The 25,916-nt window shown below is 74.2% G+C and carries 27 protein-coding genes, 2 tRNA genes, 1 other RNA gene and 1 pseudogene; 21 read left to right on the forward strand and 10 right to left on the reverse strand.

The genetic code is table 11. The features are described from left to right. Positions 1-31: 31 nt before the first annotated feature. Positions 32-2,374 carry a DNA polymerase III subunit gamma and tau gene (locus ACH4F6_RS24560; protein ID WP_397962463.1) on the reverse strand — a complete coding sequence of 781 codons (2,343 nt, stop codon included), beginning with the start codon at positions 2,372-2,374 and terminating at the stop codon, positions 32-34. Between the two features lie 56 nt (positions 2,375-2,430). Then, positions 2,431-2,529: signal recognition particle sRNA small type (ffs, locus tag ACH4F6_RS24565), an RNA gene on the reverse strand. A gap of 72 nt (positions 2,530-2,601) precedes the next feature. Here ffs and ACH4F6_RS24570 point away from each other — a divergent pair. Next, a tRNA-Ser gene (locus ACH4F6_RS24570) sits at positions 2,602-2,686 on the forward strand. Positions 2,687-2,942: 256 nt separating this feature from the next. On the opposite strand, the gene ACH4F6_RS24575 is transcribed toward ACH4F6_RS24570, so the two are convergent. Beyond that, positions 2,943-3,593 (reverse strand): hypothetical protein, encoded by a 651-nt coding sequence (locus ACH4F6_RS24575; RefSeq protein ID WP_397962464.1) that lies wholly within the window; start codon positions 3,591-3,593, stop codon positions 2,943-2,945. A 268-nt stretch (positions 3,594-3,861) separates the two neighbouring features. On the opposite strand from ACH4F6_RS24575, the gene ACH4F6_RS24580 reads away from it, so the two are divergent. Next, positions 3,862-4,482: a hypothetical protein gene (locus tag ACH4F6_RS24580; protein ID WP_397962465.1), complete on the forward strand. Its 621-nt coding sequence runs from the start codon at positions 3,862-3,864 to the stop codon at positions 4,480-4,482. 36 nt (positions 4,483-4,518) lie between these two features. Here ACH4F6_RS24580 and ACH4F6_RS24585 read toward each other — a convergent pair whose 3' ends face one another. The 4 genes from ACH4F6_RS24585 to ACH4F6_RS24600 form a co-directional block, all read right to left on the reverse strand. Beyond that, a complete protein-coding gene (locus ACH4F6_RS24585) occupies positions 4,519-6,366 on the reverse strand; it encodes a copper resistance protein CopC (RefSeq protein WP_397962635.1) in 1,848 nt (615 codons plus the stop codon). 220 nt (positions 6,367-6,586) lie between these two features. Next, a complete protein-coding gene (locus ACH4F6_RS24590) occupies positions 6,587-7,096 on the reverse strand; it encodes a cupin domain-containing protein (RefSeq protein WP_397962466.1) in 510 nt (169 codons plus the stop codon). 14 nt (positions 7,097-7,110) lie between these two features. Continuing rightward, positions 7,111-7,704 (reverse strand): GNAT family N-acetyltransferase, encoded by a 594-nt coding sequence (locus tag ACH4F6_RS24595; RefSeq protein ID WP_397962467.1) that lies wholly within the window; start codon positions 7,702-7,704, stop codon positions 7,111-7,113. Next, positions 7,697-10,069 (reverse strand): penicillin acylase family protein, encoded by a 2,373-nt coding sequence (locus ACH4F6_RS24600; protein WP_397962468.1) that lies wholly within the window; start codon positions 10,067-10,069, stop codon positions 7,697-7,699. Before ACH4F6_RS24600 ends, ACH4F6_RS24595 begins: the two co-directional genes overlap by 8 nt. An 81-nt stretch (positions 10,070-10,150) precedes the next feature. On the opposite strand from ACH4F6_RS24600, the gene ACH4F6_RS24605 reads away from it, so the two are divergent. From ACH4F6_RS24605 to ACH4F6_RS24635, 7 genes and pseudogenes are all read left to right on the forward strand, one after another. Then, entirely contained in the window at positions 10,151-10,873 is a 723-nt protein-coding gene (locus ACH4F6_RS24605) for a siderophore-interacting protein (protein WP_397962469.1), read from the forward strand. Between the two features lie 75 nt (positions 10,874-10,948). Next, positions 10,949-11,095, forward strand: a pseudogene (locus tag ACH4F6_RS24610) (Fe-S cluster assembly protein HesB); the annotation flags it as partial. Between the two features lie 46 nt (positions 11,096-11,141). After that, positions 11,142-11,819, forward strand: a complete 678-nt coding sequence (locus tag ACH4F6_RS24615; RefSeq protein WP_397962470.1) for an HdeD family acid-resistance protein — start codon at positions 11,142-11,144, stop codon at positions 11,817-11,819. A 66-nt stretch (positions 11,820-11,885) separates the two neighbouring features. After that, positions 11,886-12,206 carry a hypothetical protein gene (locus ACH4F6_RS24620; RefSeq protein WP_397962471.1) on the forward strand — a complete coding sequence of 107 codons (321 nt, stop codon included), beginning with the start codon at positions 11,886-11,888 and terminating at the stop codon, positions 12,204-12,206. A gap of 97 nt (positions 12,207-12,303) precedes the next feature. Next, positions 12,304-12,447: a hypothetical protein gene (locus ACH4F6_RS24625; protein ID WP_397962472.1), complete on the forward strand. Its 144-nt coding sequence runs from the start codon at positions 12,304-12,306 to the stop codon at positions 12,445-12,447. A 237-nt stretch (positions 12,448-12,684) separates the two neighbouring features. Beyond that, a complete protein-coding gene (locus tag ACH4F6_RS24630; RefSeq protein WP_004943146.1) occupies positions 12,685-12,981 on the forward strand; it encodes a type II toxin-antitoxin system VapB family antitoxin in 297 nt (98 codons plus the stop codon). Positions 12,982-13,173: 192 nt separating this feature from the next. Continuing rightward, entirely contained in the window at positions 13,174-13,818 is a 645-nt protein-coding gene (locus tag ACH4F6_RS24635; protein ID WP_397962473.1) for a LytR C-terminal domain-containing protein, read from the forward strand. Between the two features lie 683 nt (positions 13,819-14,501). Here ACH4F6_RS24635 and upp read toward each other — a convergent pair. Beyond that, the gene (gene upp, locus ACH4F6_RS24640; RefSeq protein WP_397962474.1) at positions 14,502-15,137 is read right to left on the reverse strand and encodes a uracil phosphoribosyltransferase; all 636 of its coding nucleotides are present in this window, start codon (positions 15,135-15,137) and stop codon (positions 14,502-14,504) included. A gap of 136 nt (positions 15,138-15,273) precedes the next feature. Between upp and ACH4F6_RS24645 the strand changes: the two genes are divergently transcribed. The 4 genes from ACH4F6_RS24645 to ACH4F6_RS24660 all read left to right on the forward strand — a co-directional run bounded on the left by ACH4F6_RS24645 (position 15,274) and on the right by ACH4F6_RS24660 (position 16,982). Beyond that, positions 15,274-15,468 (forward strand): hypothetical protein, encoded by a 195-nt coding sequence (locus ACH4F6_RS24645; RefSeq protein WP_397962475.1) that lies wholly within the window; start codon positions 15,274-15,276, stop codon positions 15,466-15,468. A gap of 314 nt (positions 15,469-15,782) precedes the next feature. Beyond that, the gene (locus ACH4F6_RS24650; RefSeq protein ID WP_397962637.1) at positions 15,783-16,310 is read left to right on the forward strand and encodes a hypothetical protein; all 528 of its coding nucleotides are present in this window, start codon (positions 15,783-15,785) and stop codon (positions 16,308-16,310) included. A gap of 110 nt (positions 16,311-16,420) precedes the next feature. Further along, positions 16,421-16,852, forward strand: a complete 432-nt coding sequence (gene tadA / locus ACH4F6_RS24655) for a tRNA adenosine(34) deaminase TadA (protein WP_397962476.1) — start codon at positions 16,421-16,423, stop codon at positions 16,850-16,852. A 45-nt stretch (positions 16,853-16,897) separates the two neighbouring features. After that, positions 16,898-16,982: transfer RNA gene (locus ACH4F6_RS24660), tRNA-Ser, on the forward strand. On the opposite strand, the gene ACH4F6_RS24665 is transcribed toward ACH4F6_RS24660, so the two are convergent. Further along, positions 16,977-17,231: a hypothetical protein gene (locus ACH4F6_RS24665; protein WP_397962478.1), complete on the reverse strand. Its 255-nt coding sequence runs from the start codon at positions 17,229-17,231 to the stop codon at positions 16,977-16,979. The genes ACH4F6_RS24660 and ACH4F6_RS24665 overlap by 6 nt on opposite strands. Before the next feature lie 169 nt (positions 17,232-17,400). On the opposite strand from ACH4F6_RS24665, the gene ACH4F6_RS24670 reads away from it, so the two are divergent. The 4 genes from ACH4F6_RS24670 to ACH4F6_RS24685 all read left to right on the forward strand — a co-directional run bounded on the left by ACH4F6_RS24670 (position 17,401) and on the right by ACH4F6_RS24685 (position 20,160). Then, complete coding sequence (locus ACH4F6_RS24670) at positions 17,401-17,601, forward strand: hypothetical protein (RefSeq protein WP_397962647.1); 201 nt, start codon at positions 17,401-17,403, stop codon at positions 17,599-17,601. An 18-nt stretch (positions 17,602-17,619) separates the two neighbouring features. Then, positions 17,620-17,913 (forward strand): Dabb family protein, encoded by a 294-nt coding sequence (locus tag ACH4F6_RS24675; RefSeq protein WP_397962479.1) that lies wholly within the window; start codon positions 17,620-17,622, stop codon positions 17,911-17,913. A gap of 179 nt (positions 17,914-18,092) precedes the next feature. Next, positions 18,093-18,932 (forward strand): RNA polymerase sigma factor SigF, encoded by an 840-nt coding sequence (locus tag ACH4F6_RS24680; protein ID WP_397962638.1) that lies wholly within the window; start codon positions 18,093-18,095, stop codon positions 18,930-18,932. A gap of 316 nt (positions 18,933-19,248) precedes the next feature. After that, positions 19,249-20,160, forward strand: a complete 912-nt coding sequence (locus tag ACH4F6_RS24685; RefSeq protein WP_397962480.1) for an RNA polymerase sigma factor SigF — start codon at positions 19,249-19,251, stop codon at positions 20,158-20,160. Between the two features lie 697 nt (positions 20,161-20,857). Here ACH4F6_RS24685 and ACH4F6_RS24690 read toward each other — a convergent pair. Further along, complete coding sequence (locus tag ACH4F6_RS24690; protein ID WP_397962481.1) at positions 20,858-21,055, reverse strand: hypothetical protein; 198 nt, start codon at positions 21,053-21,055, stop codon at positions 20,858-20,860. 459 nt (positions 21,056-21,514) lie between these two features. Between ACH4F6_RS24690 and ACH4F6_RS24695 the strand changes: the two genes are divergently transcribed. The 4 genes from ACH4F6_RS24695 to ACH4F6_RS24710 form a co-directional block, all read left to right on the forward strand. Continuing rightward, positions 21,515-22,033 carry a MarR family winged helix-turn-helix transcriptional regulator gene (locus ACH4F6_RS24695; protein WP_397962482.1) on the forward strand — a complete coding sequence of 173 codons (519 nt, stop codon included), beginning with the start codon at positions 21,515-21,517 and terminating at the stop codon, positions 22,031-22,033. Positions 22,034-22,046: 13 nt separating this feature from the next. Further along, a complete protein-coding gene (locus ACH4F6_RS24700) occupies positions 22,047-24,584 on the forward strand; it encodes an MFS transporter (RefSeq protein ID WP_397962483.1) in 2,538 nt (845 codons plus the stop codon). 87 nt (positions 24,585-24,671) lie between these two features. Further along, positions 24,672-25,493, forward strand: coding sequence for a YceI family protein (locus ACH4F6_RS24705; RefSeq protein WP_397962484.1), 822 nt, complete (start codon positions 24,672-24,674; stop codon positions 25,491-25,493). A gap of 48 nt (positions 25,494-25,541) precedes the next feature. Further along, positions 25,542-25,916, forward strand: a 375-nt coding sequence (locus ACH4F6_RS24710; protein WP_397962485.1) for a PPOX class F420-dependent oxidoreductase, incomplete at its 3' end; no start/stop codon positions are given.

The raw sequence follows: 25,916 nt of genomic DNA on the forward strand, positions 1-25,916 counted from the left end.
CGCGGGGACACGAGCCGGGCGCCGGCCGCCCCTACTCGTTCGTGAACTCCTCCATCACCGTCGCCCCCAGCTCCCGCACGATCAGTTCGTGGCCCGACAGGGCGGACTCGTTGAGGTCGGGGTCGTCGTCCTCGGGGATGTCGTCCTCGGGGGCCACGTGTTCGGGGGCGGGTGCGGCTTGCCGGGCGGGGGTGGGGGCAGGGGCGGCCGTGGGCGCCGCCGCGGGCGCGGGACGGGCCGGCGCCGGGCCCTGGCCTGCGCCGGGCCGGGGCGCGGGAGCAGCCGGGGAGGCCGTACCGCCACCGCCGTACCCGCCGGAGCCGCCGAATCCGCCGGCCGCACCGCCGCCCCCGCCGAAGCCGGAGGGGCCGGGCGCGCCGGTGGCGCCGCCGAATCCGCCGGCCGGCGGTGCGGAACCGCCGGAGGCGTCGACGATCGCGTCGATCTTCCACTGGACGCCGAACTGCTCGGTCAGCGCCTGGCGCAGCACGTCCTCACTGCCGCTGCTCGCGAAGTTGTCGCGGGCTCCGGCGCTGACGAAGCCGAGTTGCAGGGTCGTGCCGTCGAAGCCGATGACCTGCGCGTTCTGGCTGAGGAGGATCCAGGTGAAGCGGCGGCGGTTCTTGACCGCCTCCAGGATGTCGGGCCAGAGCGTACGGGGGTCGAGGCCGCCGGCGGGGGGCGCGTAGGCGGAGGCCGCGGGGGCCGCCGCCGGTGCGGGCGCGGCCGGCGGCGCCGCGGGCGGGGTCGCGCGAGTCGCCGGGGGGCGGGCGCCGCCGCCCGCGGGGGCGGCCGTGGGCCAGCCGCCGGGCCGGCGTCCGCCGCCCGTGGGCGCGGCCGTGGGCCAGGCCCCGGGAGCGGGAGCCGAGGAGGCGGGGCCGGTCGCGGGAGCGGCTTCGGCGGACGCGGAGGCCGCGGCCGGAGCGGGCACGGGCGCCGGCGGAGCGGGCGCCGGCGGAGCGGGCGCCGGCGCGGCGGGCGCGGGTGCCGGGGGTACGGGCACGGCCGGGGCCGGTGCCGGCGGGACGGCCTGCGGCGGCGCGGCGTGGGGCGGAGCGGCGTGGGGCGGAGCGGCCTGGCCGCCGCGTACGGCCGCGCGGGCGGCCGCCGCGCCGCCGCCCGGCGCGATCGGCGCGGCGGCCGCTCCTCCGTGGGCCTCGGGGCCGGGCACGTACCCCATGGCCGGCATGGCGGTGGCGCCGGCGGCGGAGAAGTTCACCCCGCGCTCGATGCGGTCGAGGCGGGCCATGACGGAGCGCTCGTCGCCGTAGGCGGCGGGCAGCAGGACGCGGGCGCAGATCAGCTCGAGCTGGAGTCGGGGCGAGGTGGCGCCGCGCATCTCGGTGAGGCCTTCGTTGACGAGGTCGGCGGCGCGGCTGAGCTCGGCGGCGCCGAAGACGCCGGCCTGGGCCTGCATCCGCTCGAGGACGTCGGCGGGGGCGTCGATGAGCCCCTTCTCCGCCGCGTCCGGGACGGCGGCGAGGACCACCAGGTCCCGCAGCCGCTCCAGCAGGTCGGCGACGAAGCGCCGGGGGTCGTTGCCCCCCTCGATGACGCGGTCCACGACCTCGAAGGCGGCGGCCCCGTCCCCCGTGGCGAAGGCCTCGACGACGGAGTCCAGGAGGGAGCCGTCCGTGTAGCCGAGCAGGGAGGTGGCCATGGCGTACGTCACCCCGTCGGCCCCCGCGCCGGCGAGGAGCTGGTCCATGACGGACATCGAGTCACGCACGGAGCCGGCGCCGGCGCGCACGACGAGCGGCAGGACGCCCTCCTCGACGGGGATGTCCTCCTGCCGGCACACCGCGCCCAGGTAGTCCCGGAGGGTCCCCGGCGGCACCAGCCGGAACGGGTAGTGGTGGGTCCGCGAGCGGATGGTCCCGATGACCTTCTCGGGCTCGGTGGTGGCGAAGATGAACTTGAGGTGCTCCGGCGGCTCCTCGACGACCTTGAGGAGCGCGTTGAAGCCGGCCGACGTGACCATGTGGGCCTCGTCGATGATGTAGATCTTGTAGCGGCTGCGGGCGGGCCCGAAGAAGGCCTTCTCCCGCAGGTCACGGGCGTCGTCCACACCGCCGTGCGAGGCGGCGTCGATCTCGATGACGTCGATGGAACCCGGTCCGTTCCTCGCCAGGTCCCGGCAGGAATCGCACTCCCCGCACGGGGTCGGCGTGGGCCCCTGCTCGCAGTTCAGGCACCTGGCCAGGATGCGGGCGCTGGTCGTCTTGCCGCATCCGCGCGGCCCGCTGAACAGGTACGCGTGATTGACCCGGTTGTTCCGCAGTGCCTGCTGCAGCGGGTCGGTGACATGCTCCTGCCCGATGACCTCGGCGAAGGACTCCGGGCGGTAGCGGCGGTACAGCGCGAGAGACGACACGCATACGAGGTTATAGGCGCCCACTGACAACCGGACGCACCCAGATCGGGCCCGGGAACGCGAGCGCCCCCCACGCACCCGCCAGAGCCGACCTACCCTTGCTGCCTTCCGGCCCTGGGGGAGTTCAGTCAGATAGCGCCGCGTGAGGGGCTGCGCCCACAGTACCCGATGGCGGCCGGGAGGAACGAGTTCGCGAGCACTCCTCTCGGTCATGTAATGTTTCCGGCGGAGGATTCGCCTAGAGGCCTAGGGCGCACGCTTGGAAAGCGTGTTGGGGGCAACCCCTCACGAGTTCGAATCTCGTATCCTCCGCCGGCCCAGAGGGCCGGACCGCGCAAGCGGTCCGGCCCTCTGGCTTTTCCCCGCCTCGGTTTCCGTCCCGGTCGGCTTTCCGGCCGGCTGCGGGGGCTCCCCGAGCAGCTCCCCGACCCGCCGGGCGACCTCGCGCGGTATGACTCCCGCCACACGGATGCCGCCGCGTCCGCGGCGCCGTGAGCGTCCCGGGCGATCGACGGTGGCACGGTGGCGCCGGCGACGGTGCCCCTGTCGCCGACGGGCCCGTCGCGCCTCAGCGCTTCCGTTCGACGACCTCGAACGGGGTGGCGGCGGTGTACTGCGTCTCGCCGCCGGGCAGGCAGTTGGCCTCGGGGTCGGTGCCCAGGCCGTCGCAGTGCCGGGCGCTCAGCCGCACGAACACCGTGGAGGTGTGGTGACCCGGCTTGAGCGGACGCAGCGGGGGCGTGGCGAACGTGGCGACCGGCAGACCACCGGACACGACGACGAGGCGCAGCACCTCGGGGCCGAACGACACGCTCCGCTCGCGGGGCGTGCCGATGTCCTGGACGATGCGCGCGCCCAGGAACTTGAGGACGAAGTCGTCCGTCGGCTCGGGCAGCGACGGGGTGTAGCCCGCCGGGTACACGGCGCCTTCGGCGCCGGGCGCCGTGACCCAGCCCGGGAACGACCGCACCCACTTCTCACCCGCCGGCGCCACCCGGCAGGCGGGGGGACCGATGATCGGTTCCCTGATGGAGAGCAGCGCGTTGAGATCGGTGCCGTCAGGGGTCAGGCAGGCGTTCGTGGCGGGGGGAGCGCCCGATGCCGGGGGCCGTGGCGCGTCCTCCGCCCCGGTCCGGGCCTGGGCGCCGCCGCTCGCGGTCGCCAGCACTGTCACCAGCGCGGCGGAGACGACTGTCGCGCGGATCCTCGTCGGTTTCATTGACCACCTTCCGGGGTCGTGTCGGTGTCGTCGTCGAAGGCCTGGGCGCCGGGTCCGGCGCGGCCTCGCACACGGGTCGAGAATGCCCCGCACTGCCATTTCGCCCATATCGGACACGCCGTTCATCTGATGTGACGGTCGGACAGTTCGTCGGGCGGCAGGGCCGGTCGGCGGCACCTCCCCCGCCCCGTCCTGAGTACGCGTACTCAGGACCCACCCGCCGAACGGCTGGTGACGGCGTCCCGGCCCGCCTGGCAGAGTCACCCCCATGCCCTTGCCGACGTCCGCCCGTCGCCGTCCTCTCGCCGGTGCCGGCCTCGTTCTCGCCGCCTCCCTGACCCTCACGGCGTGCGGGCAGGTGCGCGCCGCGGATCCGGTGGCCGGCGGGGCCACGTCCGGTTCCTCGCCGGCTGCCGCGCCCAGCGCCTCGCCGAGCACCGGGGGAACCTCTCCGTACGTGGAGCCCGGGGCCGGGGACGGCGCACCCCACCACCACGAGAACAACGGCCACCGGCAGGAGGGCGAGATGTCTCCGGCCCACGCGCGTGACGCCCAGCGGGAGGCCGACCGCGTCCGGCCGGTGCTGGAGCGGCTGTGGAAGCGGAAGCAGTGGGATCCCCCGGCCGTGCGCGCGGCCCTGCTCGAGCTCGGCTACGAGGAGGAGCGCGTCGCACCGGACGGCAGGCGGCTCGGCGGCACCCTGACCGTCCGGTCGATGTTCCCCCGCTACCGGGACGGCGGGTACGTCACGCCGGAGGGGGCGCTGGTCGCCGTGCGCGTCCATGACGACGCCTGCGTGTCGGGCTTCGTGCAGAAGAGCAACTACGAGGTGCGGGCCACCGGCCCCTACCCGGAGACCGGCTGCTTCGAGCCGCCGTACGCCCACTGAGCGGACCCCTCGGGCCCGCCCGGCACCCTCGGCCCCTCAGCGCGCGATCCGCACCGTCTTCGTCTCGCTCACCTGGTCGATGTCCGACGTGCGCACCGTCACCTTCATCTCCCAGGTGCCGGGGATGGGCAGGTTGAAGGAGCTCGCGGCCCAGTAGCCGCCGCGGTCGGCGAGCTTGGCGTCGAGGGGGCCGATGTCCTGGCTGGGGAGGGTGAAGGACAGGCGCAGCTCGGGGATGCCGATGAAGCCGCCGTCGGGGCCGTAGACGACGGCCTGGACCGCGTTGTCGCCCACGCGGCCGGGGTCGAGCGTGATCTGGACGGTGCCGCGGGCGCCCGGGGTGCCGGGGGCGCTGAGATCGAAGGGGACGGTGGTGACGGAGGCGACGGGCAGCCCGGCGGACTGCTCGGCGGCGGCCGCGGCGGCCTCGGAGCGGGCCGGCAGGGTGCCGGTCAGGACGGTCGTGAGGCCCAGCACCACGACCGAGACGACGACCTCGGCGAGGACGGAGCGGCGCAGGGCGCGCCGGTGGGCGTCCTCGGCCGGGGTGAGCGGCGGGTCGTCGGCCGGGGGCCCGTCGGCCGGGGGTCCGTCGAGCGGCGGGGGGCCGCCCACCGGCTGCGGGACGCGGGTCCGTACCGCGGCCCGGTTCTCGATGTCCGCGTCCACGCGCACGCGTGCCTCCGTTCCCGCCGGCGTCGTCTCCGGCGCCGTCGTCGCTCGTGCCGCCTCCGTCACCAGCCGTCCGGTCCACCGCCGGGACAGCGTGCCCGCCGCCAGCAGCAGCGCCACCGCGACCAGCTTGGCGAGCAGGAGCCGGCCGTACGGGGACCCCGTCAGCGCGCCGGGGGATCCGAGCCCGCGCCAGGACTGGTAGACGCCGGTCACCACCAGGACGGCGACCGAGACGGCCGCCAGCCGGGAGAAGCGGGCCGCCACGAGAGCCGGGAGGGCGTCCCGGCGCAGCAGGGTCAGCAGGGCGGTCAGGCCGCCGAGCCAGGCCGCCGTCGCCAGCAGGTGCAGCACCGAGGACGCCATCGCGACCGGGACCTGGATGCCGGCCGACGCGTGTTCGGCGGCGGCCCAGCTCAGGGCCAGGCCCACGGCGAGGACGGCGCCGACGGCCAGGTCCGTCCGCGCGGGCCGCTCGCGCCGCCGCTGTCGTACGAGGAGGACGGCGGCCGCCGCCAGCAGGGCCAGCCGGGCCGCCAGGGCGAGGCCGGGGCGGCCGTCCAGGGTGCGGGCCAGGCCGGCCGGGTCGAGGGCCTGCCCCGGCCCGGCGCCCGTCTCGTAGGGGGCGCGGAGCAGGAGCAGCAGCACGGTCGAGCCGGTGAGGACCGACCAGCTCGCCACCAGCGGCCGGTGCAGGGGGCGGACGTCCGGCGGGCGGCAGACGGCCACGAAGACGGCCATGCCGACGAGGAGAGCGGCCGCGCCGTACGCCAGGTAGCGGCCGATCTTGTGGAGGCCGGCGGTGGCCGGTTCCTCGACGGGGCCGGTGGACAGGGGCGCCGAGGTCGCCGACGGCCGGCCGACGGAGAAGGTGAAGGCGCCGGCGATGGGGTGGCTGTCCGCGGACACCACCCGCCAGGCCACCGTGAAGGTGCCGGTGCCGAGCTCGGCGGGGAGGGTGACCCGCGCGGTGTCGGCCCGGCCGTCCGCGTGCCGTGCCTCGCCCGTCTCGACCCGCCGGTTGCCGGGGTCGAGGACGCGGAAGGAGTCGTCGAGCAGGCCGACGGACTCGGTGAAGGTCAGGGTGATGCTGCGGGGAGCGGTCTTGACGACGGATCCGTCGGCGGGGTCGGCGCCGCGGAGGGCGGCGTGGGCCGACGCCGGTCCCGCGCCGGTGAAGAGGAGCAGGACCAGCAGGGCGCCCAGCAGCACCGGCCCCCGGAGCCGGCGGCCGCCGGCTCCGGGGCGTCCGGGGGTCCTTGCCGTCCCGGCCGTACCGCCTCGTCGTCCGCCCTCGCGCCCTGCAGTCACGTCGCCGCTCCGTACCTCGGACTCGTGTGCTCGGGGATACGTACGGACGGCGGCCCGGTCCTGCTCACCGGTGCAGCCGGTCCCCTCCGCACCGGGGCAGGCCGCCCGGCCCGCCGGCGCGTCATGGACGGGAGAGCTCCGTGAGCAGGGCGGCCCGGTCCGGGTGGCGCGCCGTGAGGTCGGCCGCGTTCCCGTGTTCGTAGTCCTCGTAGGTGAAGCCGGGGGCCGTGGTGCAGCCGAAGAGGGTCCAGGACCCGCCCGCCGTCACCCGCGCGCCCATCCAGGTGCGCGCGGGGACGGTGAGCTGCGGCTGCTGTCCGCCGAGGACGTCCGGGCCGAGCACGGCCGTGCGGGAGGTGCCGTCGGGCGCCAGGAGCAGCAGCTCCAGGGGGTCGCCGAGGGAGAAGTGCCAGACCTCGTCGGCGGGCAGGCGGTGCGGGGCCGAGAAGTCGTCCGCGGTGAGCAGGGCGACGATCGCGGTGCCCGCCGGGCGGCCGTCCGGCCCCTCGGGCCCCGCCCAGGTGCGGCGGAACAGCCCGCCCTCCCGGGGGATGGGCTCCGTCCCGGTGGGGGTCCCCCCGCGCGAGCGAAGCCGAGCGTGGGGGAGGGCGACGAGGTCTTCGGCGGTCACCGGGCCGTGGGTGGTCACCCGGGGAAGGCCGCCTCCCGCCGCAGGAACGCCAGTTGCGCCTGCTTCTCCGGCAGGTACACGTCCGGCAGGTCGATCTCCGGCAGGGTGACGACCGGCCCGGCCTCGAATCCCTGCCGGAGGAAGCGGGCGATCGCCTTGTCGTTGCGCACGTCCGGGTCGACCACCACCCGCCGCCGGTCCAACCTCAGCAGGACGTACGACGCGAAGGCGGTGAACAGGGCCGACGACCAGCCCGGCCGCGCGTCCCCGCCGTCGGCCGGCGCGAGGAGGACGTGGACGCCGATGTCGCCGGGCTCCACCCGGTAGCACTCGCCGACCCGGTCCTCCGCCGGCTCGTAGGTCTGCAGCAGGCCGGCCGGGGTGCCGTCCAGCTCGGCCAGGAAGGCGTGGTGGGTGTCGAGGCCCGCCATGTGGGCGTAGATCTCGGCGACCTGGTCCCTCGTCAGGCCGTTCATGCCCCAGAAGCGGGCCCGTTCCTGGCTCACCCAGCCGTGGACGACGTCCGCGTCGCCCTCGGCGTCGAGGGGCCGGAGGCCGACGGTGCCGAAGCCGTCGAACACCTGCTCGTGGACGTAGCGGTCAGACATCGCTCTCCTTCGTCAAGTGCGCCCAGTCGGTGACGACCGGGGCCAGCTCGCCCGTGAGCCAGAGGGGGAGCTGATCGTGGTGGTGGGGGCTGCCGGGATGGCCGGAGGCGCCGTGGGGCACGACCCACCGGCTGTTCTCGCGGCGGGCCAGGTCCCACACGTAGCGGGCGGCGGGGCCGCGGGCGGCGAGGTCGGTCAGGCCGGGCACGGCCGAGGTGCACAGCACGCAGTCGTGGTCGCCGGACAGCGCCGGGGCCTGCTGCGCCGGGTCGGGCAGGGCCCGCCAGGGGACGAGGCGGTGCGTGTCGCCCCAGCGGGCGGCCGGCTGCGCGGCGACCTCCTCGACGGCCTCCCGGACCAGCGCCGGCCGGTCGATGCCGTAGAGGTCCTCGGCGCGCAGGAGGTGTTCGAGGGCGTAGCCGACACGGGGGAGGAGGGCCAGCCAGGGGAGGAGGACCTCGGGGTAGGCGGGCGGGGTGGTGAGGGCGGCGAAGGCCGGCTGGGCGGCCAGGCGGCGGACGAGCGCGCTCCGCAGGGCCGCGAACCGTGCCGCGTCCTCGCTGTCGGCGTCCATGCGGCGGTCCCAGCGCAGGAGGCGGTCGCGCAGGCCGGCCGCCGGGCCGGTCAGGTCGTCGAGGGCGGCGAGGTGGTCCAGCAGCGGGGCGGCGGACGCGAGATGGGTGTCCGTGTGGATCGCGGCCATGTCGTCGGCGGACCAGGTGCGGCGCCCGTCCAGCAGTTCCCGGATGCGGTCGGCGCGGTGCGGCGGGGCGAACTCGACGCCGAGCGGGGCGGCCGGGCCGCGCTGGTTGGCCATGACCGCGATGCCGTCGGTGAGTCCGGCGCGGGGCATCTCGTGCCAGCCGGTCCACTCGTGGCCGGGCTCCCAGGCGGGCACGAGCCGGACGCGGTTGGCCCGGGAGCGCACCGGCACCCGGCCGGCGACCCGGTGCAGCAGTCCGCCGTCGGTGTCCGCGGCCTGGACGACGTTGACCGGTTCGGCCCAGACGTCGAAGGCGCGGTCGACGTCGGCGACCCGGCGGGCCCGCAGCAACGGCAGGAGCGCGGAGAAGCCCAGGTCCCCGGTGACGCGGGGCGGGTGGCGCAGGGCGAGCGCGAGCGGGGTGCCGTCGTCGAGGCCCTCGGGGCCGCCCGCGATCACCGGGCCGCGCTCGGTCTCCAGGACCTCGACCTCGACGGTCTCCTCCCCCGCGACCCGGACGAGTTCGGTGTGCCGGGCGACCCGCCGCCAGGTCCCGTCGGGGCCGAGGGCCTCCACCCCGGCGCCGGTGCGGCGCAGCCGTTCGCGGTAGAGGTCCTGGTAGTCGGCCATGGCGTTGGTGATGGCCCAGGCGACGGTGCCGGTGTGGCCGAAGTGGGCGATGCCGGGGACGCCGGGCACGGCGAGCCCGACGACGTCGAACTCGTCGCAGGCGAGCCGGATCTGCTGATAGACGCCGGGGTCCTCGATGAAGCGGTGCGGGTCACCGGCGATGAGGGCCCGGCCGGTGCCGGTCCGTTCCCCGCCGACCAGCCAGCCGTTGCTGCCGGAGGTGCCGGGCCCGTCGGTGGCGAACAGGCCGACCGCGTCCTCGCCGAGGTGGCGGACGGCCTCCTCGCGCCACAGCTTGGCGGGGAACCCGGCGAAGAGGATGTGGGTGGAGAGCCAGACGGCGAGCGGGGTCCAGGGCTCCCAGCGTCCGGGGGCGAGACCGACGCGCAGGAACTCCGGGGCGGGCCCGCCGTCCGGGACCCCACCGCTCGCGCCGGCGACGCGGGGGAGGTCGCCCGGGCCGGGGGCGGCCGAGGACGCGCCCTCGCCGGAGCCACCCACGGCGGAAGGCGTGTCCTCGCCGGCGCCGCCCACGGCGGAAGGCGCACCATCGCCGGAGCCGCCCGCAGTCGAACGCGCGCCCTCGCCGGCACCATCTGCGGCCGAAGGCGCGCCCTCGCCAGAACCACCCGCGGTCGCGCGCGTACCGGTACCGGAGCCGCCCGCAGTCGAGTGCGCGCCGGCGCCGAGGTCGGCGGCGGTCGCCGCCAGGCCCTCGTTGACGCCGTCGACGTACGACCGCACCCAGTCGGCGGTCTCCGGATCGCGCTCCTCCAGGGTGGCGAAGCAGCGCCGGGCGGTGTCGTCCAGGCGGGCGCGGCGGACGAAGCGGTCCCAGGGGAGTGCCTCGGGACCGAGGAAGGACGCCGAGGTGCCGCGGGCGCGGTGGCGTTCGACCTCCAGCTGCCAGGCGCGGTCGCGAGCGGTGACCAGGCCCTGGAGGCGGGCGAGTGCACGGGCGTCGCCGGCGCGCAGGTGCGGGATGCCCCAGGCGTCCCGGAAGACGCCTTCAGGTCGGTCGGTCTCGCTCATCACCCTGCAACCCCTTCACCTTTTAGGTTAGCCTTACCTAATCGATCGGTGCAGGAATCGTACGCGAGGGGTGACGGGGCCATGGCGCAGGGGCGGGGCTGGGAGGGCGCGGTCCTCAGGCTGATGCGGGCGAAGGATTTCACGCTCACCGTGACGGACGCGCAGGACGTCACCCCGGACTACCGCCGGCTGCGCCTCACCGACGGCGGACTGCTCGCCGCGACCGGCGTCCACCCGACGATGTGGGTGCGGCTGTGGTTCACCAACGCGGACAAGCCGCACCAGCGGGCGTACACCCTGGTCGATCCCGACCCGGCCGCCGGCGCCTTCTCCCTGGAGTTCGCCCTGCACGAGGGCGCCGCCAGCGACTGGGCGCGGACGGCGAAGCCCGGCGACACCATCGAGGCGACCGTCCAGGGCACCGGCTTCGAGCAGCCCGCGCCCGCCCCCTCCCGCGTCCTCGCGGTCGGCGACCCGGCCTCCCTGCCCGCGATCAACTCCCTCCTCGCGGCCCTCGGCCCCGCCCCGGCGACCGTCTGGTTCGAGGGCGGCGCCGACGGCCTCCCCTGGCCCGCCGGTCCCGGCCGCCACGACCTGCGGCCCGTCCCCCGCCAGGGCTCCGGGGCGGCCCTGGTCGACCGGGTGAAGGCCGAACTGCCGTCCCTGCTGGAGGACACCCCCGCCCCCTACGTCTGGATCGCCTGCGACACCCGTACGACCCGCACCCTGGCGGCGTACGTGCGCAAGGAACTCGGGGTCCCGAAGGAGCGGGTGCACGCGCTGGGGTACTGGCGGGCGGACTGACCGGCGCCGGAGGGCGCGCACCGGCCCGGGCCGCACCCGGGGGTACGACCGGCCGCGTCCCGCCGGGACGCCCGGCGGGACGCGGCCGGCGTCCACGGCGAGGCGGAGTCCTTCCGCTCCGTCGCCGACATCACCGGCCCGGAGTCGCCGGCCGGGGTGCGGGCGCACGGGCAGGAGGCGAAGGCCGCGGCCAAGGCCCGGAAGCAGGCCTCAGCCGGTTGACCCGTGCCGGGTGGCGGACGGCTCCGGCCCGGTCCGAGCATGGATCATGACCGAGTCACCGACCGGCTCCCCCTGGGGGCCGGAGTACGACGACCGCAAGGTCCACGCCCGTCACGCCCCGGCCGCCGCCCCACCGCACGGCCACGAACCGGAACCGCCCCTCGAAGGGCCCCTGCACGCCCTGTCGCGCGCGGCCTGGCAGGTCGTGCTGGTCACCGGCCTCGTCTCCCTCGTCCTCGGCGTCCTGGTCCTGGCGTGGCCCGGCCCGTCCCTGGTCGCGGCCGGCGTCCTGTTCGGCGTCTACCTCGTGGTCAGCGGCGTCTTCCACCTGGTGTCGGCCTTCGGCACCCACAGGACGACCTCGCTGCGGGTGCTCGCCTTCGTCAGCGGCGCCGTGTCGCTCCTGCTGGGCCTGTTCTGCTTCCGCGGCCCGATGCAGTCGATCCTGCTGCTGGCCCTGTGGATCGGCGTCAGCTGGCTGATCCGCGGGATCACCCAGACCCTGGCCGCCGTCTCCGACCGGAGCGCGCCCGCGCGCGGCTGGCAGATCTTCCTCGGGGTCGTCACCTTCCTCGGCGGGATCGTGATGATCGACTGGCCGTTCGCGTCGGTCGCCGTGCTCACCCTCGTCGGCGGCGTCTGGCTGGTGGTGGTCGGCGCGGTCGAGACCGTCACCGCGCTCCGCATCCGCGGCCGGGCCCGGCAGGTGCCCCGCACCCTGTGAGCCGAACGGGTGGTTCTCGCCCCCACCGTGCTGGACGCCCCGCGTGTCGCGGGGAGATGACCTGCCATGAGCAGCGCACGAAGCCTCCCGCCCGGCCGCACCTGGCCGCGGGTCGTCGTGGTGCTGCTCGCCCTCCTGCTGCCGGGCGTCCCGGCCGGGACGGGCGCGACACCGCCCGTGGCCGCCGCCGAGATCGCCGAGTACGACGTGCTCGACACGGCCGTGCGCCCCGCCTCGTACGCCTCCCACCGCACCGTCGCACCACCCCCGCGCCCCGCCTCCCGCACGGCCCCCGTCCCCGGCGTTCCGCGGAGCCGCCCCCTCCCCGTGCCGCCCGGGCCGGCGTACGCCCCGGACTCCCTGCGCACCGTGGTCCTGCGCTGCTGACCGGCCCCGCCGAGGTCAGTCAGGACACCGCGAGGAACACGCGGGTCAGTCAGGACACCGCGAGGAACACGCGAAGGCACATGCGAGGGAAACAGCCATGCCCACCGACCCTTACGCGGTCCTGCGCGCGCTGCTGCGCGCCGAGGCCGTACGCAGCACCCCGAAACCGCAGATGAAGACGGCCCCGGCCGCCGACCGGACGAAGGCGCGGCAGGTCCCGGAGAACGGCCGGATCCGCTGACGCGCCCGCGGAGGCGGTGCGACCGCCTCCGCCCGGACTCCCACCTGCTGTTGTCCGTCGGGATCCCGAGCCGCGGGCCTCTCGTACGCCGACCCTTCGTCCACAGCCTGTGCATAACGCGCGTGACGCGCCGGCGCCCCCTCTTTCCCCTTTCGCCCTTCTTCGTCATGTCTTTTCCAGCGTCGCACTCGGCCGCCATGGCTGCGCCCGGAACGTCTGGCCCGGTAGGCTTTCCGTGTGATCTTCAAGCGCATCGGAAACGGCCGGCCGTACCCCGACCACGGCCGGGAAAGCACCCGGCAGTGGGCGGACGTCGCGCCGCGCCCGGTCCGCCTCGATCAGCTGGTGACCACCAAGCAGCAGCTCGACCTCGAGACCCTGCTCGCCGAGGACTCGACGTTCTACGGCGACCTCTTCGCCCACGTCGTGAAGTGGCAGGGCGACCTCTACCTGGAGGACGGTCTCCACCGCGCGGTACGGGCCGCCCTCCAGCAGCGGCAGGTGCTGCACGCACGCGTGCTGGAACTGGACTGAGTCACCGACTCCCGCGCCCCGGCCACGGACCCCGTCCGACGGCCGGGTCTCCGTGCTGCCCGTCCGGTCCCGCTCCCGCGGCACGTCCGGACCCGCCCCCGCCGTCAACCGGTTGGCCCTTTCGGGTTCTCCTGGGCACTGTCGAATGATCATCTAGTAGGCACGGCAGCCATGGCGCACTACGCTGCGCCCATGAGCATGCTGACTCCCCCCGGCATGGGCGGCAAGTACCGGATCACGGGGGACAAATACCCCCGGATGCGCCCTCACCGGCGGCGCGGGCGACTGGTCGGCGTGGTCGTCGCCTGCGGGGCGGTGATCGGTGTGGCCGGCTGGGGCACGTTGCAGCTCATCGACGTCTTCACCGGCGACGGGGGCACGGCTTCGGCCGCCGCCTCCAAGACCGCCTGCTCGACCAAGGCGAGCCCCGCGGCCACCGCGGCTCCCGCCGCGCTGCCCAGGCCCGCGCAGATCACCGTGAACGTCTTCAACGCCACCACCCGCAGCGGCCTCGCCAAGACCACCGCGGACGAGCTGAAGAAGCGCGGCTTCCGGGTCGGCCAGGTGGGCAACGCGAGCGCGCAGTACGACAAGAAGGTCGCCGGCACCGGCGTGCTGCTCGGCCCCGCGTCCTCCCTCAACACCTCGCTGCCGGTCCTCGCCACCCAGCTCACCACCGCCGAGCGCCGCACCGACGCCACCCGCACGGGCGCCACGATCGACCTGATCCTCGGCACCGAGTTCAAGGCGCTGACCGGCCAGGCGGAGGCCACCAGGGCCCTGACCGCCCTGACGGCACCTCAGCCGCAGAAGGCCACGGCGAAGAAGGACTGCTAGGACCCGGCGGGCGGACGGCCCCGCGGGGAACGGCGGCGGCCACGACACGGCCCGGTCCCGCCCCTGGGGGGGGGACCACCTCTGCCTGCCCGCCGTCGACGAGGTGGGGATGGTCCGGGCGTGCTGCGGGCGCAGGCGCCGGGCCGGAACCACGTACTCACCGCCGGCTCGGTGTCCGACGCGGCCGAACGCGCCCCGCACATCACCGCCGAGGCCGGGTTCCCCGGCACCGGCCGCCGATCCAGCCGGCCGTCGAACCCGGCGAACGTCGATCCAGCCGGACGTCGGACCGGCCGGACGTCGGACCGGCCGGTCGTCGGTCCGGGCGGACATCGGACCGGCCAGTCGTCGAACCAGCCGGTCGTCGGTCCGGGCGGACGTCGGACCGGGCGGACGTCGATCCGGGCGGACGTCGATCCGGGCGGACGTCGATCCGGATCCCCGCGGAGGCGCCCGGCCGTGCCTCGCCGCGCTGCATCGTCCTCACTCCGGCCCGCGGAACCCGCCGCCCGGCGGGGGCGGCCGACGACGGCTCGCGGGTCGCCCGGCGGAGACTCACGGGACGCCCGCGACAGCTCACAGGTCGCCCGGCGGAGACTCACGGGACGCCCGGCGGGCACGCCCGCGACGTCACGCCGCGCCCGCCGGGCCGGGCGGCGGACACGCGGTCCGCCGCGGGGTGGCTACTCCGCCGCGCCGTACAGGCGGTCGCCCGCGTCGCCCAGGCCGGGGATGATGTAGCCGTGCTCGTTGAGGTGGTCGTCGACGGCGGCCGTGACGACGGTGACCGGGGTGCCCGCGAGCTCGCGCTCCATGATCTCCACGCCCTCCGGGGCGGCGAGCAGCACCACGGCGGTGACGTCGTCGGCGCCTCGCTTGATCAGCTCGCGGATCGCCGCCACCAGGGTGCCGCCGGTGGCCAGCATCGGGTCGAGGACGTACACCTGGCGGCCGGAGAGGTCCTCCGGCATGCGCGTGGCGTACGTGGAGGCCTCCAGCGTCTCCTCGTTGCGGATCATGCCGAGGAAACCCACCTCGGCGGTCGGCAGCAGCCGGACCATGCCGTCCAGCATGCCGAGGCCGGCCCGCAGGATCGGCACCACCAGCGGCCGCGGGTGGGAGAGCTTGACGCCGGTGGTCTCGGCGACCGGGGTGGAGATGTCGACCTGTTCGGTGCGCACGTCACGCGTGGCCTCGTAGGCGAGCAGGGTGACCAGCTCGTCGGCGAGACGCCGGAAGGTCGCGGAGTCCGTGCGCCGGTCGCGCAGCGCGGTGAGCTTGTGGGCGACCAGGGGGTGGTCGACGACGTGGAGACGCATGTCCACAACAGTAACCGGGCCGACCCCGCCCGACGTCCGCACGCACAGTGAGCCTCTCCCCTGCGATGGGGCCGTTCGCTGGCATCAATCCCCCCAGGGAGGGAAGGTGGTCAGGACGGACCGGGGTGGTGGACCTATGCCTGACGTGCCAGACCGCGAGGCGCGCGATGCGGACGAGTCGCCGGAGACCGAGGCCGAGCGCCGTCGGCGACGCGCCCAGTTCCTGCGCGAACTCGCCGAGGCCCGCGAGCTGCGCGACCGCGTCCAGCCGCGCCGGGCGAAGGCCGCCCGGCTGCGACACGCGATGCGCATGCGAACGTTCCGCTGGTAGCCGCCCGCCCGTTGCCCGCACGGGGAAGACCGCCGGTGCCACGGGCGTTACGAGGGGTGGGCGTGCGTGGACGCACTCGAAATCCGCGTACGATCCGCTCGTGGCGGCAACGAGTGCGCTGGTGGGTTGCTTGCGGACGTACGCACCGGACCGCGATCAAAACAGCCGGACACAGGGAGCCGAAGACGTCCCCTGAACGCCTTGTTTCTGCCACGATTCCGAGTGGGTGGGGCTCGGAGCACAGCTCTCTCCGCCCGTAACCTCCGCCGGGGGGACCCCCAACCGGCACGCCTATGACCAGTGGGAGAGTCACGGTGTACTTCGCCGCACTGCTCGCGCGCACCGAAGACGGGTGGGAAGCGAGCGACACAGAGCTCGACGATGTGGAGACCCTGTCGGATCTGGCCGACCTGGCCCGGGAAGCCTCTCCCGACGAGGACACGGTGCTCGTGCTGATCGAGCAGGAGGACTCGTGGTTCGGGGTCGTCCGCATCGACGGCGAGGACGACCCTCGCATCTACGTCTCCGACGCCGCTGCCGCCGCCCGCAGCTCGTACGGCGAGATCCTGCTCACCGACGAACTGCTCGGCCGGGACGCCGACGCCGATGACGACCTCGACTCCCTCGACCTCGACGGCACGGAGGACGGCGAGGACGGCGAGGACGGCGACGAGGACGACGGCTCCGCCGCCGAGGCCGTGCCGCACGGCCCGGTCGGTGACGTCGCCATCCTCGACGACCTCGGCGTCGGCGAGAAGGAGCTGAAGTCGCTGTCCGAGGACGCGCTCACCGAGATCGCCGAGGCCCTGGGCGCCTCGGAGGTCCTGGAGACCGTCCGCTGACCGCATCCGATCCGGGTCGGACCCCTCAGGACCCCGCGAGCCCCCGGACCCCCGGGAGCCGCACGGCCGCCGAGGCGCCCGACCCCGTACGCGACCGCTGGCGGGCCGCGATGCGGCTCGCCCTGGAAGAAGCCGTCCTGGCCGGCCGGGGCGGCGACGTCCCCGTCGGCGCCGTCGTGCTGGCCGCCGACGGCACGACCGTCCTCGCGACCGGCCACAACGAACGCGAGGCCGGCGGCGACCCGACGGCCCACGCGGAGGTCGTCGCCCTGCGCCGGGCCGCCGCGCGGACCGGCGAGTGGCGGCTGACCGGCTGCACGCTCGTCGTCACCCTGGAGCCGTGCACGATGTGCGCGGGCGCCCTGGTCCAGTCCCGTGTGGACCGGGTCGTCTACGGCGCCCGCGACGACAAGGCGGGTGCGGCCGGCTCCCTCTGGGACGTCGTCCGCGACCGGCGTCTCAACCACCGCCCCGAGGTGATCGAGGGCGTTCTCGCCGGGGACTGCGCGGAACTGCTCACCGAGTTCTTCCGGTCCCGTTGAATACCGATTTCAAAGCAGGGCCCACCGTGCTGTAAGGTCTCCCTCGGTAGCGTGTCCGAGCGGCCGAAGGAGCTCGCCTCGAAAGCGAGTGTGGCGCAAGTCACCGAGGGTTCAAATCCCTCCGCTACCGCGCTTGAGCGAAGGGCTCGGTCCGCTGGACCGGGCCCTTCGCCGTGTCCGCTGCCGGCTTCTTGCCGAAGTGGACCCAGACGAGGGCCGCGCAGACCGAGCCGTTGAGCAGGAAGAGCAGCCACAGCAGCTTGGGCACGAAGCGGACGCGGTCCGCGGGGGTGCGGACGCAGTCGATCAGCGCCCACAGCGAGAGGGCGGCCACCAGGGCGATCAGCACGAGGATCGGCAGGTCCATCAGGTGCAGCATGCGTCTTCTCCCTTGCTCGGGCTCGGAGCGGCGTTCACCCCCTCATCGGACGAGGCCTCCCGATCGGTTCACGGACGCGCGAAATCGCTGCACGAACGCGCCGCGGACGCGCAGAGGAGGTGGGTAAAACGCACTTACGGTTACACTCGCCGCCGTCAACAGGGGCCTCATGGGCCACAACAGGGGAGGCCAGGTGGCGGTGAACGCCAAGAAGATCGCCGTCTACGTACTCGTGGTCTTCGTGCTCTACGTGATCATCACAGACCCCGCCAAGGCCGCGGACTACGTCCAGATAGGCTTCGAGGGCATATCGGACGCCGCGAAGGCCGTCGGTGACTTCTTCACCTGGCTCGCCGACGGAGCGAAGTAGCACGCACGGGGAGTGCCCATGATCCGCCACCTGGTCCTGTTCAAGCTCAACGAGGGGGTCGGGCGCGACGACCCCCGGGTCGTCGCGGGAGAGGCCGCCTTCCGCGCCCTGGGCGACCAGATCGAGGACCTGCGCTCCTGGGAGCTGGGCTGGAACATCAGCGAGCGTCCCATCGCCTACGACTTCGCGATCAACTCGGCGGTCGAGGACGCGGACGCGCTCAAGCGGTACCTCGAGCACCCGGCCCACCAGGCGGGCGTCGCCCTGTGGCGCGAGTTCGCCACCTGGGTGATCGCGGACTACACGTTCTGACCCACGCCGTCCTCGGCACGCGGCCCTCCGACCGGAACGGCGGAGGGCTTTCGCATGTCCCGAACCGCCTGGTCCGGCCCCAACTTGTCCCTCAACACGGCGTTATCGGGTGCTTGCACACACTGCGCATGTCTTGTGATGCTATGACCGCTTTTGACGGATGATTGATCGATGAAGAGGTGGCGTTGACCGTGTCGGCCAGTACTGCGCCGCCCCAGGAGGAGGCATCCGCCCCCGCCCCCGTTCCGGAGAAGCGCCGCGGCGCCGACACCCGGGCACTGACCCAGGTGCTCTTCGCCCAGCTGAAGGAGCTCCAGCCGGGCACGCCGGAGCACAACCGGGTGCGCGGGGCGCTCATCGAGGCCAACCTCCCGCTGGTGCGCTACGCGGCCGCCCGCTTCCGCTCCCGCAACGAGCCGATGGAGGACGTCGTCCAGGTCGGCACCATCGGCCTCATCAACGCCATCGACCGCTTCGACCCCGACCGGGGCGTGCAGTTCCCGACGTTCGCGATGCCGACGGTCGTCGGCGAGATCAAACGGTACTTCCGCGACAACGTCCGCACGGTCCACGTGCCGCGCCGGCTCCACGAGTTGTGGGTGCAGGTCAACAGCGCGACCGAGGACCTGACGACCTGCTTCGGCCGCACGCCCACCACGGCCGAGATCGCCGAGCGGCTGCGCATCGGCGAGGACGAGGTGCTCTCCTGCATCGAGGCGGGCCGCTCGTACCACGCCACCTCCCTGGAGGCCGCGCAGGAGGGCGACGGACTGCCCGGCCTGCTGGACCGCCTCGGCTACGAGGACCCGGCGCTGGACGGCGTGGAGCACCGCGACCTGGTCCGCCACCTCCTGGTCCAACTTCCCGAACGCGAACAGCGGATCCTGCTGCTGCGCTACTACAGCAACCTCACTCAGTCGCAGATCAGCGCGGAACTCGGCGTCTCCCAGATGCACGTCTCGCGGCTCCTGGCCCGCAGCTTCCAGCGGCTGCGCTCGGCGAACAGGATCGACGCCTAGCCCGGGTGCGGCCCTCCTCGCGCCCCCCGTCCGAGGGAGCTTCCGTAACCGAATACGGGAGCGAACGCTCACCGTCGCGAGCGAATCGCCCACCAGGGCGGATCCCGACAGGACGATGCTGAAACAGCGTCACACCCCTTCCTTCCAGGGCCGATTCGTCACCCAGATGTCGACATGTCACTACAGCGTGTTGCCGACATGTGACATTCTGCCGGAAGCGCGTTTGCCGGGGCTTCGGCGCCGGTATTCAGGTGAAGGCTGACCTTCCTCTCCGGGAGCGTCCGCCGCGACCGTCCCGCGACCCAAAGGGGGTGGCATGTCCGCAGACCAGGGCAGCTCGAAGGTGCTCACGCTCACGAAGAGCGAGTCCGCGCCCGCCGAGCCCGTCACGCCCGTCGAGCCCGACCTGCTCGACGACGTCACGGCCCTCGAGGCCGCCCCGGCCCCGGCCCTCCCGGCCACGGGGACCATCGACACCCGCACCCTGTCCCGCTCCCTGTTCCTGCGGCTGGCCGCCCTCGACGAGGACAGCCCCGAGCGCGCCTACGTCCGGGACACGCTCATCGAACTCAACCTCCCCCTCGTGCGCTACGCCGCGGCCCGCTTCCGCTCGCGCAACGAACCGATGGAGGACATCGTCCAGGTCGGCACCATCGGCCTGATCAAGGCGATCGACCGCTTCGACTGCGAACGGGGCGTGGAGTTCCCGACGTTCGCGATGCCGACGGTCGTCGGCGAGATCAAGCGCTTCTTCCGCGACACCTCGTGGTCGGTGCGCGTGCCGCGCCGCCTCCAGGAGCTGCGCCTGGCCCTGACGAAGGCCAGCGACGAGCTCTCCCAGAAGCTGGACCGCTCCCCGACCGTCGCCGAACTGGCCGCGGTGCTGGGCGTGTCCGAGGAGGACGTGGTGGACGGCCTGGCCGTCGGCAACGCCTACACGGCCTCCTCCCTCGACTCCCCCGCCCCCGAGGACGACGGCGGCGAGGGCTCCCTGGCCGACCGGCTCGGCTACGAGGACACGGCGCTGGAGGGCGTCGAGTACCGCGAGTCCCTCAAGCCGCTGCTGGCCAAGCTGCCGCCCCGCGAGCGCCGGATCATCATGCTGCGCTTCTTCGCCAACATGACCCAGTCGCAGATCGGCGAGGAGGTCGGCATCTCCCAGATGCACGTCTCCCGGCTGCTGACCCGCACCCTGGCCCAGCTGCGCGAGGGCCTGATCTCCGACTAGTCCGGCGGGACGGAGCGGCTCACCGCGCGGGCCGGCCGGGCCGCGCGGACCGGCGGGCGGGCGAGCCGACCGGCGGACGAGCAGGCCGGCCGACGAGCGAGCAAGTCGACCGGCGAGCAGGCCGGCCGGAGCGGACGCGGTCCGTGGCGGTCCCGAGGATTCCTTCCCGACGGACCGCCCGCCGCACTCCCCCTGGCGCGGATGCGCCGACCGAGAGGGACACCGGGCCGCCGGGGCGCCTCGACAGGCGCGTCGGCGGTCTTCGTCGTGTACGCGGGCGTGCCGGGCGCGCCGTCGGCGACGCGCGGGGCGGCCGCGACGAGGGCTACGGGGCGGTCATGAGCCGCGCCGGACGCTCCCGGAGCCGCCGCGATTCCGCCCACGGGTGAGGTGCGGCTGGTGCCGGTGGAAGGCCGGGCGGACACCCCGGCCCCGCCACGGACGGCACTGCACGGCACGGCAGGACCACTGCGTCGGCGGTGGAGGGTGCCGTTCGGGTGCCCCGGCGTCGGCGGGCGGCACGTCAAGGCGCCCGCCCGCGGCGGAGCCGGAAGAGGTGTCTCGACGCCTGGCGCCTCCCCCGGGGGACGCGCATGACGACGCGGGCCGTGTCCGTGCGGTGGGAAGGACAGTCCGTGCGGTGGGAAGGACACCGCCCACCGGACGGCGACGGCCCGGACGGCCGCTCGCCGGCGGACTACTTCAGCGCCAGCCAGGCCACCGCCGCCACGATCACCACCGCCGCGACGACGCCCACGATCAGACCGATGCGCGGACCGGCCGGCGCGGGGGCCTGGCGGGAGGACTGGGGGGCGCCCTCGTCGACGAACGCGCGGAACATCTGGGTGCTGCCTGCGGGGTCGTGGTGGCCCTGGGGGCCCTGGGTGTTAGCCATGGGCCGAGACACTAGCGAAAGCGGGCGGGGCGGCCCAAGTGGGGGTTGCCGCGGGCACATCCGAGGCGCTCCCCGTCCCCCTTCCCCCTCCCTCCGCGTCGCGTTCGGCCGCCGTCCCGGGGTCACGGGGGGCGCGCCGAGGCGCCGGGCCCCCCGCGCGCCGCGGGAGCGTTCGCCGGCGAGCCGGAACCACCGGGTGCGAGGGGGTTCCCGGCGGCCCGTACGACCGCGTCCGGGTCCGTCCCGGGGCGCCGGGGGATCCGGGCGCCGAGCCGTCCGGGAACGCCGGATCCGCCCCGTCCGACCGCGTTCCGCCTTGCTCGCGACCGTTCCCACCAGCACGTTTACTCCCGCAATACTTGCCTTTGCCAACTTTTTGCGGCCACCGGCCCCGTTTTATTTGCCTGTAGCAACCAAGCGCTCCTATGGTTGCCCTAAGCAACAAATCAGGGAGGTGTGATGGCAGGGCAGGCGCGGTCCGAGCAGTACGAGGAGCTGGCACGTCAGCTCAGTGCCGTCGGGGCCGTGAAGCGGGACCTGGGGCGGATCCTGCCGCCCGACTGTCCGGCGGGCTCGGCGGGAGTGCTGGCGCTGCTCGGCCGCCACGGCGACCTGCGCATGAGCGCCCTGTCCGAGCTGCTCGCCGTCGACATGTCGGTGACCAGCCGGCACGCGGCGCACCTGGCGGAGCGGGGGTGGGTCGACCGGTCCCCGGACCCGGCGGACAAGCGGTCCCGCATCCTGCGCCTGACCCCCGAGGGCGAGGCGACGCTCCTCGACCTGTCCCGTCGCAGTGCCGATCTGATGGCGGAGCGCCTGAGCGACTGGACCGACGAGGAGGTCGGCCAGCTCATACGGCTGATGACCCGGCTGCGCGCCAGCTTCGGGGACTGCCGCTCGGCCTCGCACCGGCCACCGGGCCCACCATCCGTTCCCGTACGTGAATCGTCCACCCGTACACCCGCAGAAGCTACGTAAGAGAAGGAAGCCCATGGCAACGACCACACCGACCGGTGTGCGGGCTCACGCCAAGCACGGGGGAGGCTCCTCCGGGCACTCCGGCGACGCGCCGATGACGCACCGCCAGATCATGGAGGCCCTGTCCGGGCTGCTGCTCGGCATGTTCGTGGCGATCCTGTCGTCCACGATCGTCTCGAACGCCCTCCCGGAGATCATCAGCGACCTCGGCGGCGGCCAGTCCGCCTACACCTGGGTCGTCACCGCCACGCTGCTGGCGATGACGGCGGCCACGCCCCTGTGGGGCAAGCTCGCCGACCTCTACAACAAGAAGGCGCTCGTCCAGATAGCCCTGGTCATCTACGTCCTGGCGTCGATGGCCGCCGGTCTGTCGCAGAACCCCGCCATGCTGATCGCCTGCCGTGTGGTGCAGGGCATCGGCGTGGGCGGTCTGTCCGCCCTCGCGCAGATCGTGATGGCGGCGATGATCTCCCCGCGTGAGCGGGGCCGTTACTCCGGCTACCTCGGCGCCACCTTCGCCGTCGCGACCGTCGGCGGTCCGCTGCTCGGCGGTGTCATCACCGACACCAGCTGGCTCGGCTGGCGCTGGTGCTTCTACGTCGGCGTCCCCTTCGCCGTCATCGCGCTGATCGTGCTGCAGAAGACCCTGCACCTGCCGGTCGTGAAGCGGGACGTGAAGGTCGACTGGGCCGGCGCGTTCTTCATCTCGGCCGCCGTCTCGCTGCTGCTGGTCTGGGTCACCTTCGCCGGCGACAAGTACGACTGGCTGTCCTGGCAGACGTACGCGATGGTCGCGGGCTCGGTCGTCCTCGGCCTGCTCTTCGTGCTCATCGAGTCGAAGGCCGCCGAGCCGATCATCCCGCTGCGGCTGTTCCGCAACCGCACCATCACGCTGTCCTCGCTCGCCTCGCTGTTCGTGGGCGTCGCAATGTTCTCCGGCACGGTCTTCTTCGCCCAGTACTTCCAGCTGGCCCGGGACGAGTCCCCGACCATGTCGGGCGTCCTGACCATCCCGATGATCGGCGGCCTGTTCGTCTCCTCCACCGTCTCCGGGCAGCTCATCACCCGCACCGGCAAGTGGAAGGCCTGGCTGGTCAGCGGTGGCGTGCTCGTCACGGCCGGCCTCGGCCTGCTGGGCACCATCCGGTACGACACGGCGTACTGGAAGACCGCGGTCTTCATGGCCCTGCTGGGTCTCGGCATCGGCATGATGATGCAGAACCTGGTCCTGTGCACGCAGAACCAGGTCGCCCCGGCCGACCTCGGCTCCGCCAGCTCCACGGTCACCTTCTTCCGCTCCCTCGGCGGTGCGATCGGTGTCTCCGCGCTCGGCGCGGTCATGGCGAACCGGATCACCGACTACGCCCAGGACGGCATCGCCGGCCTCGGCCCGAAGTACGCCTCCCTGGCGTCCGGCTCCGGCTCCACCGGTGAGATCCCGGACATGGACACGCTGCCCGCGCCGCTGCGCACGGTCATGGAGAGCGCGTACGGCCACGGCATCGCCGACGTCTTCCTGATCGCTGCGGCCCTGGCCCTGGTCGCCTTCCTGATCACCCTGTTCATCAAGGAGGTCCCGCTGAAGACCAAGGGCGCGATGGCGCAGGCGGCCACCCCGGACGACGCGGCCGCCGCGCAGGCGCCGGCCGCGGCCTCCGTCGAGCGGCACGCGGCCGACGGCGGGGAGACGGTTCCCGGCCTGTCCGCCGTCACGGCCGGGGCGGGCCCCGAGGGCACGCAGCGGCTCGCGGCCGTCGTCGCCGACGCGCCCGCGGCGTCCACCGCCGGCGGCGGCATCCCCGTGCGCGGCTTCGTCCGCGGCGCCGAGAGCGCGCCCGTCCCGCAGGCCGCGGTCACGCTGATCTCGCTGGCGGGTCGGCAGCTCGGCCGGTCGGTCGCCCAGGCCGACGGCTCCTACGCCCTGGACGCGCCCGGCACGGGGTCGTACGTCCTGATCGCCTCCGCCGACGGGTTCCAGCCGCAGGCGTCCACGATCGTGGTGGGCGACGAGCCGGTCGCGTACGACATCCTGCTCAGCGGCACCAGCGGGCTCGGCGGCCTGGTCCGGGCCGCGCAGTCCGGCGAGGCCGTCAAGGGCGCGATGGTGATCGTCACCGACGTGCGGGGCGACCTGCTGGCCACCGGCGCCACCGGTGAGCAGGGCGAGTTCTCCTTCGCCGAGCTGGTGCCGGGCGCCGTGACCGTCGCGGTGAACGCCGCCGGGTTCCGGCCGCGCGCGCTGCCCGTCGAGATCGCCACGACCGGCGTCACCCGGATCGAGGTCGTCCTCGAGGCGGGGGCCCACCTCCAGGGCGTGGTCCGGGCTCCGCACGGCCCGCTGGCCGACGCGCGGGTGACCCTGGTGGACGCGGCGGGCAACGTGGTCGGCACGGCCACGACCGGCGTGGACGGGGCGTACGCCTTCACCGACCTGGACGGCGGCGACTACACGGTCATCGCGACCGGCTACCCGCCGGTGGCCACCGCGCTGACCGTGGGCGGCACCGGCGTCGACGCCCACGACATCGAACTCGCCCACCCCGGCGAGTAGTCGAACCCCGGCCCGTGGCGAGGCGCGCGCTCTGAGCGGAGGCGCGCGCCCGCCACGGGCCGGTCGTATTCCGAGGAGTTGGAAGAGATGGGACTGACCGCGAAGATCCGTACGCGGGACGGATGGGCCGTGTCGCACGCGGTCGTCACGGTGACCGACATGACCGGCTCGCAGGTGCTGCGCGCCGAGGCGGACGCCGAGGGGGCGGTGCGGGACGACACTCCCCTGGAGCCGGGGGCGTACACCGTCATCGTCACGGCCGTCGGCTACGCGCCGGCCGCCTCCAGCGCGCTCGTCACCGCCGCCCGGCGGGCCGAGGTCGGCACGGTGACGCTGGCCCGGCAGGGCGGCACCGAACTGCCGCCGCCCGGCCCCTGGACCGTCGACCCGGCGCACTCCACGGTCGGCGCGGTCGCGCAGCACCTGGGCATCTCCAGCGTGCGCGGCCGGTTCACCGAGTTCTCGGCGAGCCTCGAGATCGCGCCGGACGACGTCACCAAGTCCCGGGTGGTGGCGGTGATCCGGGCCGCCTCCATCGACACCGGAAACGGCATGCGCGACACTCACCTGCGCTCCGCCGACTTCCTGGACGTCGGGACGTACCCGGAGATCACCTACCGTTCGACCGGTCTGACGGCCGCGGGCCAGGACCGCTGGACGGTCCACGGCGACCTGACCCTGCACGGGGTCGTCCGCCCCGTCGACCTCGACCTCGCCTACCTCGGCACCGGCTCCGACCCGTGGGGCGGCACCCGCGCGGCCTTCCGGGCGACGGCGGAGCTGCGCCGCGAGGACTTCGCCATGAACTACAACCAGGTCGTGCAGGCGGGCATCGCGGCCATCGGGACGACGCTGAAGGTGGAGCTGGACGTCCAGGCGGTGCAGGGGGAGTTCCTGCCGCAGGCGTAGGACCGGCGGGACCGGTCACGGCACCGGTCCTGCCCCTACGCTGGCTCCATGGCACCGAACATCGCAACGAACACCGCCGTCGGCCGCGACGAGCTGCTGGACTTCGTACGGCCCCGCCACCGCGCCGTCCTGCTCACCCGGCGCGCCGACGGCAGTCCCCAGGGTTCGCCGCTGACCTGCGGGGTCGACGACTCGGGCCGGATCGTGGTGTCCACGTACCCCGATCGCGCCAAGACGCGCAACGCCAAACGGGACGAACGGGTGAGCCTGATCGTTCTGAGCGACGAGTGGAACGGACCGTGGGTCCAGATCGACGGCACGGCCGAGGTGATCGACGCCCCCGACTCCGTCGAGCCGCTGGTGGAGTACTACCGCAACATCGCGGGCGAGCACCCGGACTGGGACGAGTACCGGGAGGCGATG

It is taken from the genome of Streptomyces sp. NPDC017936, from assembly GCF_044328485.1.
In the GTDB taxonomy this organism is placed as follows: domain Bacteria; phylum Actinomycetota; class Actinomycetes; order Streptomycetales; family Streptomycetaceae; genus Streptomyces.

Excerpts from the sequence above, each read along its gene's own strand:
- ACH4F6_RS24600 (WP_397962468.1), bottom strand. The coding sequence starts at position 10,069 with ATGAGCGAGACCGACCGACCTGAAGGCGTCTTCCGGGACGCCTGGGGC.
- ACH4F6_RS24705 (WP_397962484.1), top strand. The coding sequence starts at position 24,672 with ATGGGACTGACCGCGAAGATCCGTACGCGGGACGGATGGGCCGTGTCG.
- ACH4F6_RS24635 (WP_397962473.1), top strand. The coding sequence starts at position 13,174 with ATGAGCATGCTGACTCCCCCCGGCATGGGCGGCAAGTACCGGATCACG.
- ACH4F6_RS24615 (WP_397962470.1), top strand. The coding sequence starts at position 11,142 with ATGACCGAGTCACCGACCGGCTCCCCCTGGGGGCCGGAGTACGACGAC.
- tadA (WP_397962476.1), top strand. The coding sequence starts at position 16,421 with ATGCGGCTCGCCCTGGAAGAAGCCGTCCTGGCCGGCCGGGGCGGCGAC.
- ACH4F6_RS24675 (WP_397962479.1), top strand. The coding sequence starts at position 17,620 with ATGATCCGCCACCTGGTCCTGTTCAAGCTCAACGAGGGGGTCGGGCGC.
- ACH4F6_RS24575 (WP_397962464.1), bottom strand. The coding sequence starts at position 3,593 with ATGAAACCGACGAGGATCCGCGCGACAGTCGTCTCCGCCGCGCTGGTG.
- ACH4F6_RS24645 (WP_397962475.1), top strand. The coding sequence starts at position 15,274 with ATGCCTGACGTGCCAGACCGCGAGGCGCGCGATGCGGACGAGTCGCCG.
- ACH4F6_RS24605 (WP_397962469.1), top strand. The coding sequence starts at position 10,151 with ATGGCGCAGGGGCGGGGCTGGGAGGGCGCGGTCCTCAGGCTGATGCGG.
- ACH4F6_RS24695 (WP_397962482.1), top strand. The coding sequence starts at position 21,515 with ATGGCAGGGCAGGCGCGGTCCGAGCAGTACGAGGAGCTGGCACGTCAG.
- upp (WP_397962474.1), bottom strand. The coding sequence starts at position 15,137 with ATGCGTCTCCACGTCGTCGACCACCCCCTGGTCGCCCACAAGCTCACC.
- ACH4F6_RS24580 (WP_397962465.1), top strand. The coding sequence starts at position 3,862 with ATGCCCTTGCCGACGTCCGCCCGTCGCCGTCCTCTCGCCGGTGCCGGC.
- ACH4F6_RS24685 (WP_397962480.1), top strand. The coding sequence starts at position 19,249 with ATGTCCGCAGACCAGGGCAGCTCGAAGGTGCTCACGCTCACGAAGAGC.
- ACH4F6_RS24595 (WP_397962467.1), bottom strand. The coding sequence starts at position 7,704 with ATGTCTGACCGCTACGTCCACGAGCAGGTGTTCGACGGCTTCGGCACC.
- ACH4F6_RS24665 (WP_397962478.1), bottom strand. The coding sequence starts at position 17,231 with ATGCTGCACCTGATGGACCTGCCGATCCTCGTGCTGATCGCCCTGGTG.
- ACH4F6_RS24625 (WP_397962472.1), top strand. The coding sequence starts at position 12,304 with ATGCCCACCGACCCTTACGCGGTCCTGCGCGCGCTGCTGCGCGCCGAG.
- ACH4F6_RS24690 (WP_397962481.1), bottom strand. The coding sequence starts at position 21,055 with ATGGCTAACACCCAGGGCCCCCAGGGCCACCACGACCCCGCAGGCAGC.
- ACH4F6_RS24700 (WP_397962483.1), top strand. The coding sequence starts at position 22,047 with ATGGCAACGACCACACCGACCGGTGTGCGGGCTCACGCCAAGCACGGG.
- ACH4F6_RS24670 (WP_397962647.1), top strand. The coding sequence starts at position 17,401 with ATGGGCCACAACAGGGGAGGCCAGGTGGCGGTGAACGCCAAGAAGATC.
- ACH4F6_RS24620 (WP_397962471.1), top strand. The coding sequence starts at position 11,886 with ATGAGCAGCGCACGAAGCCTCCCGCCCGGCCGCACCTGGCCGCGGGTC.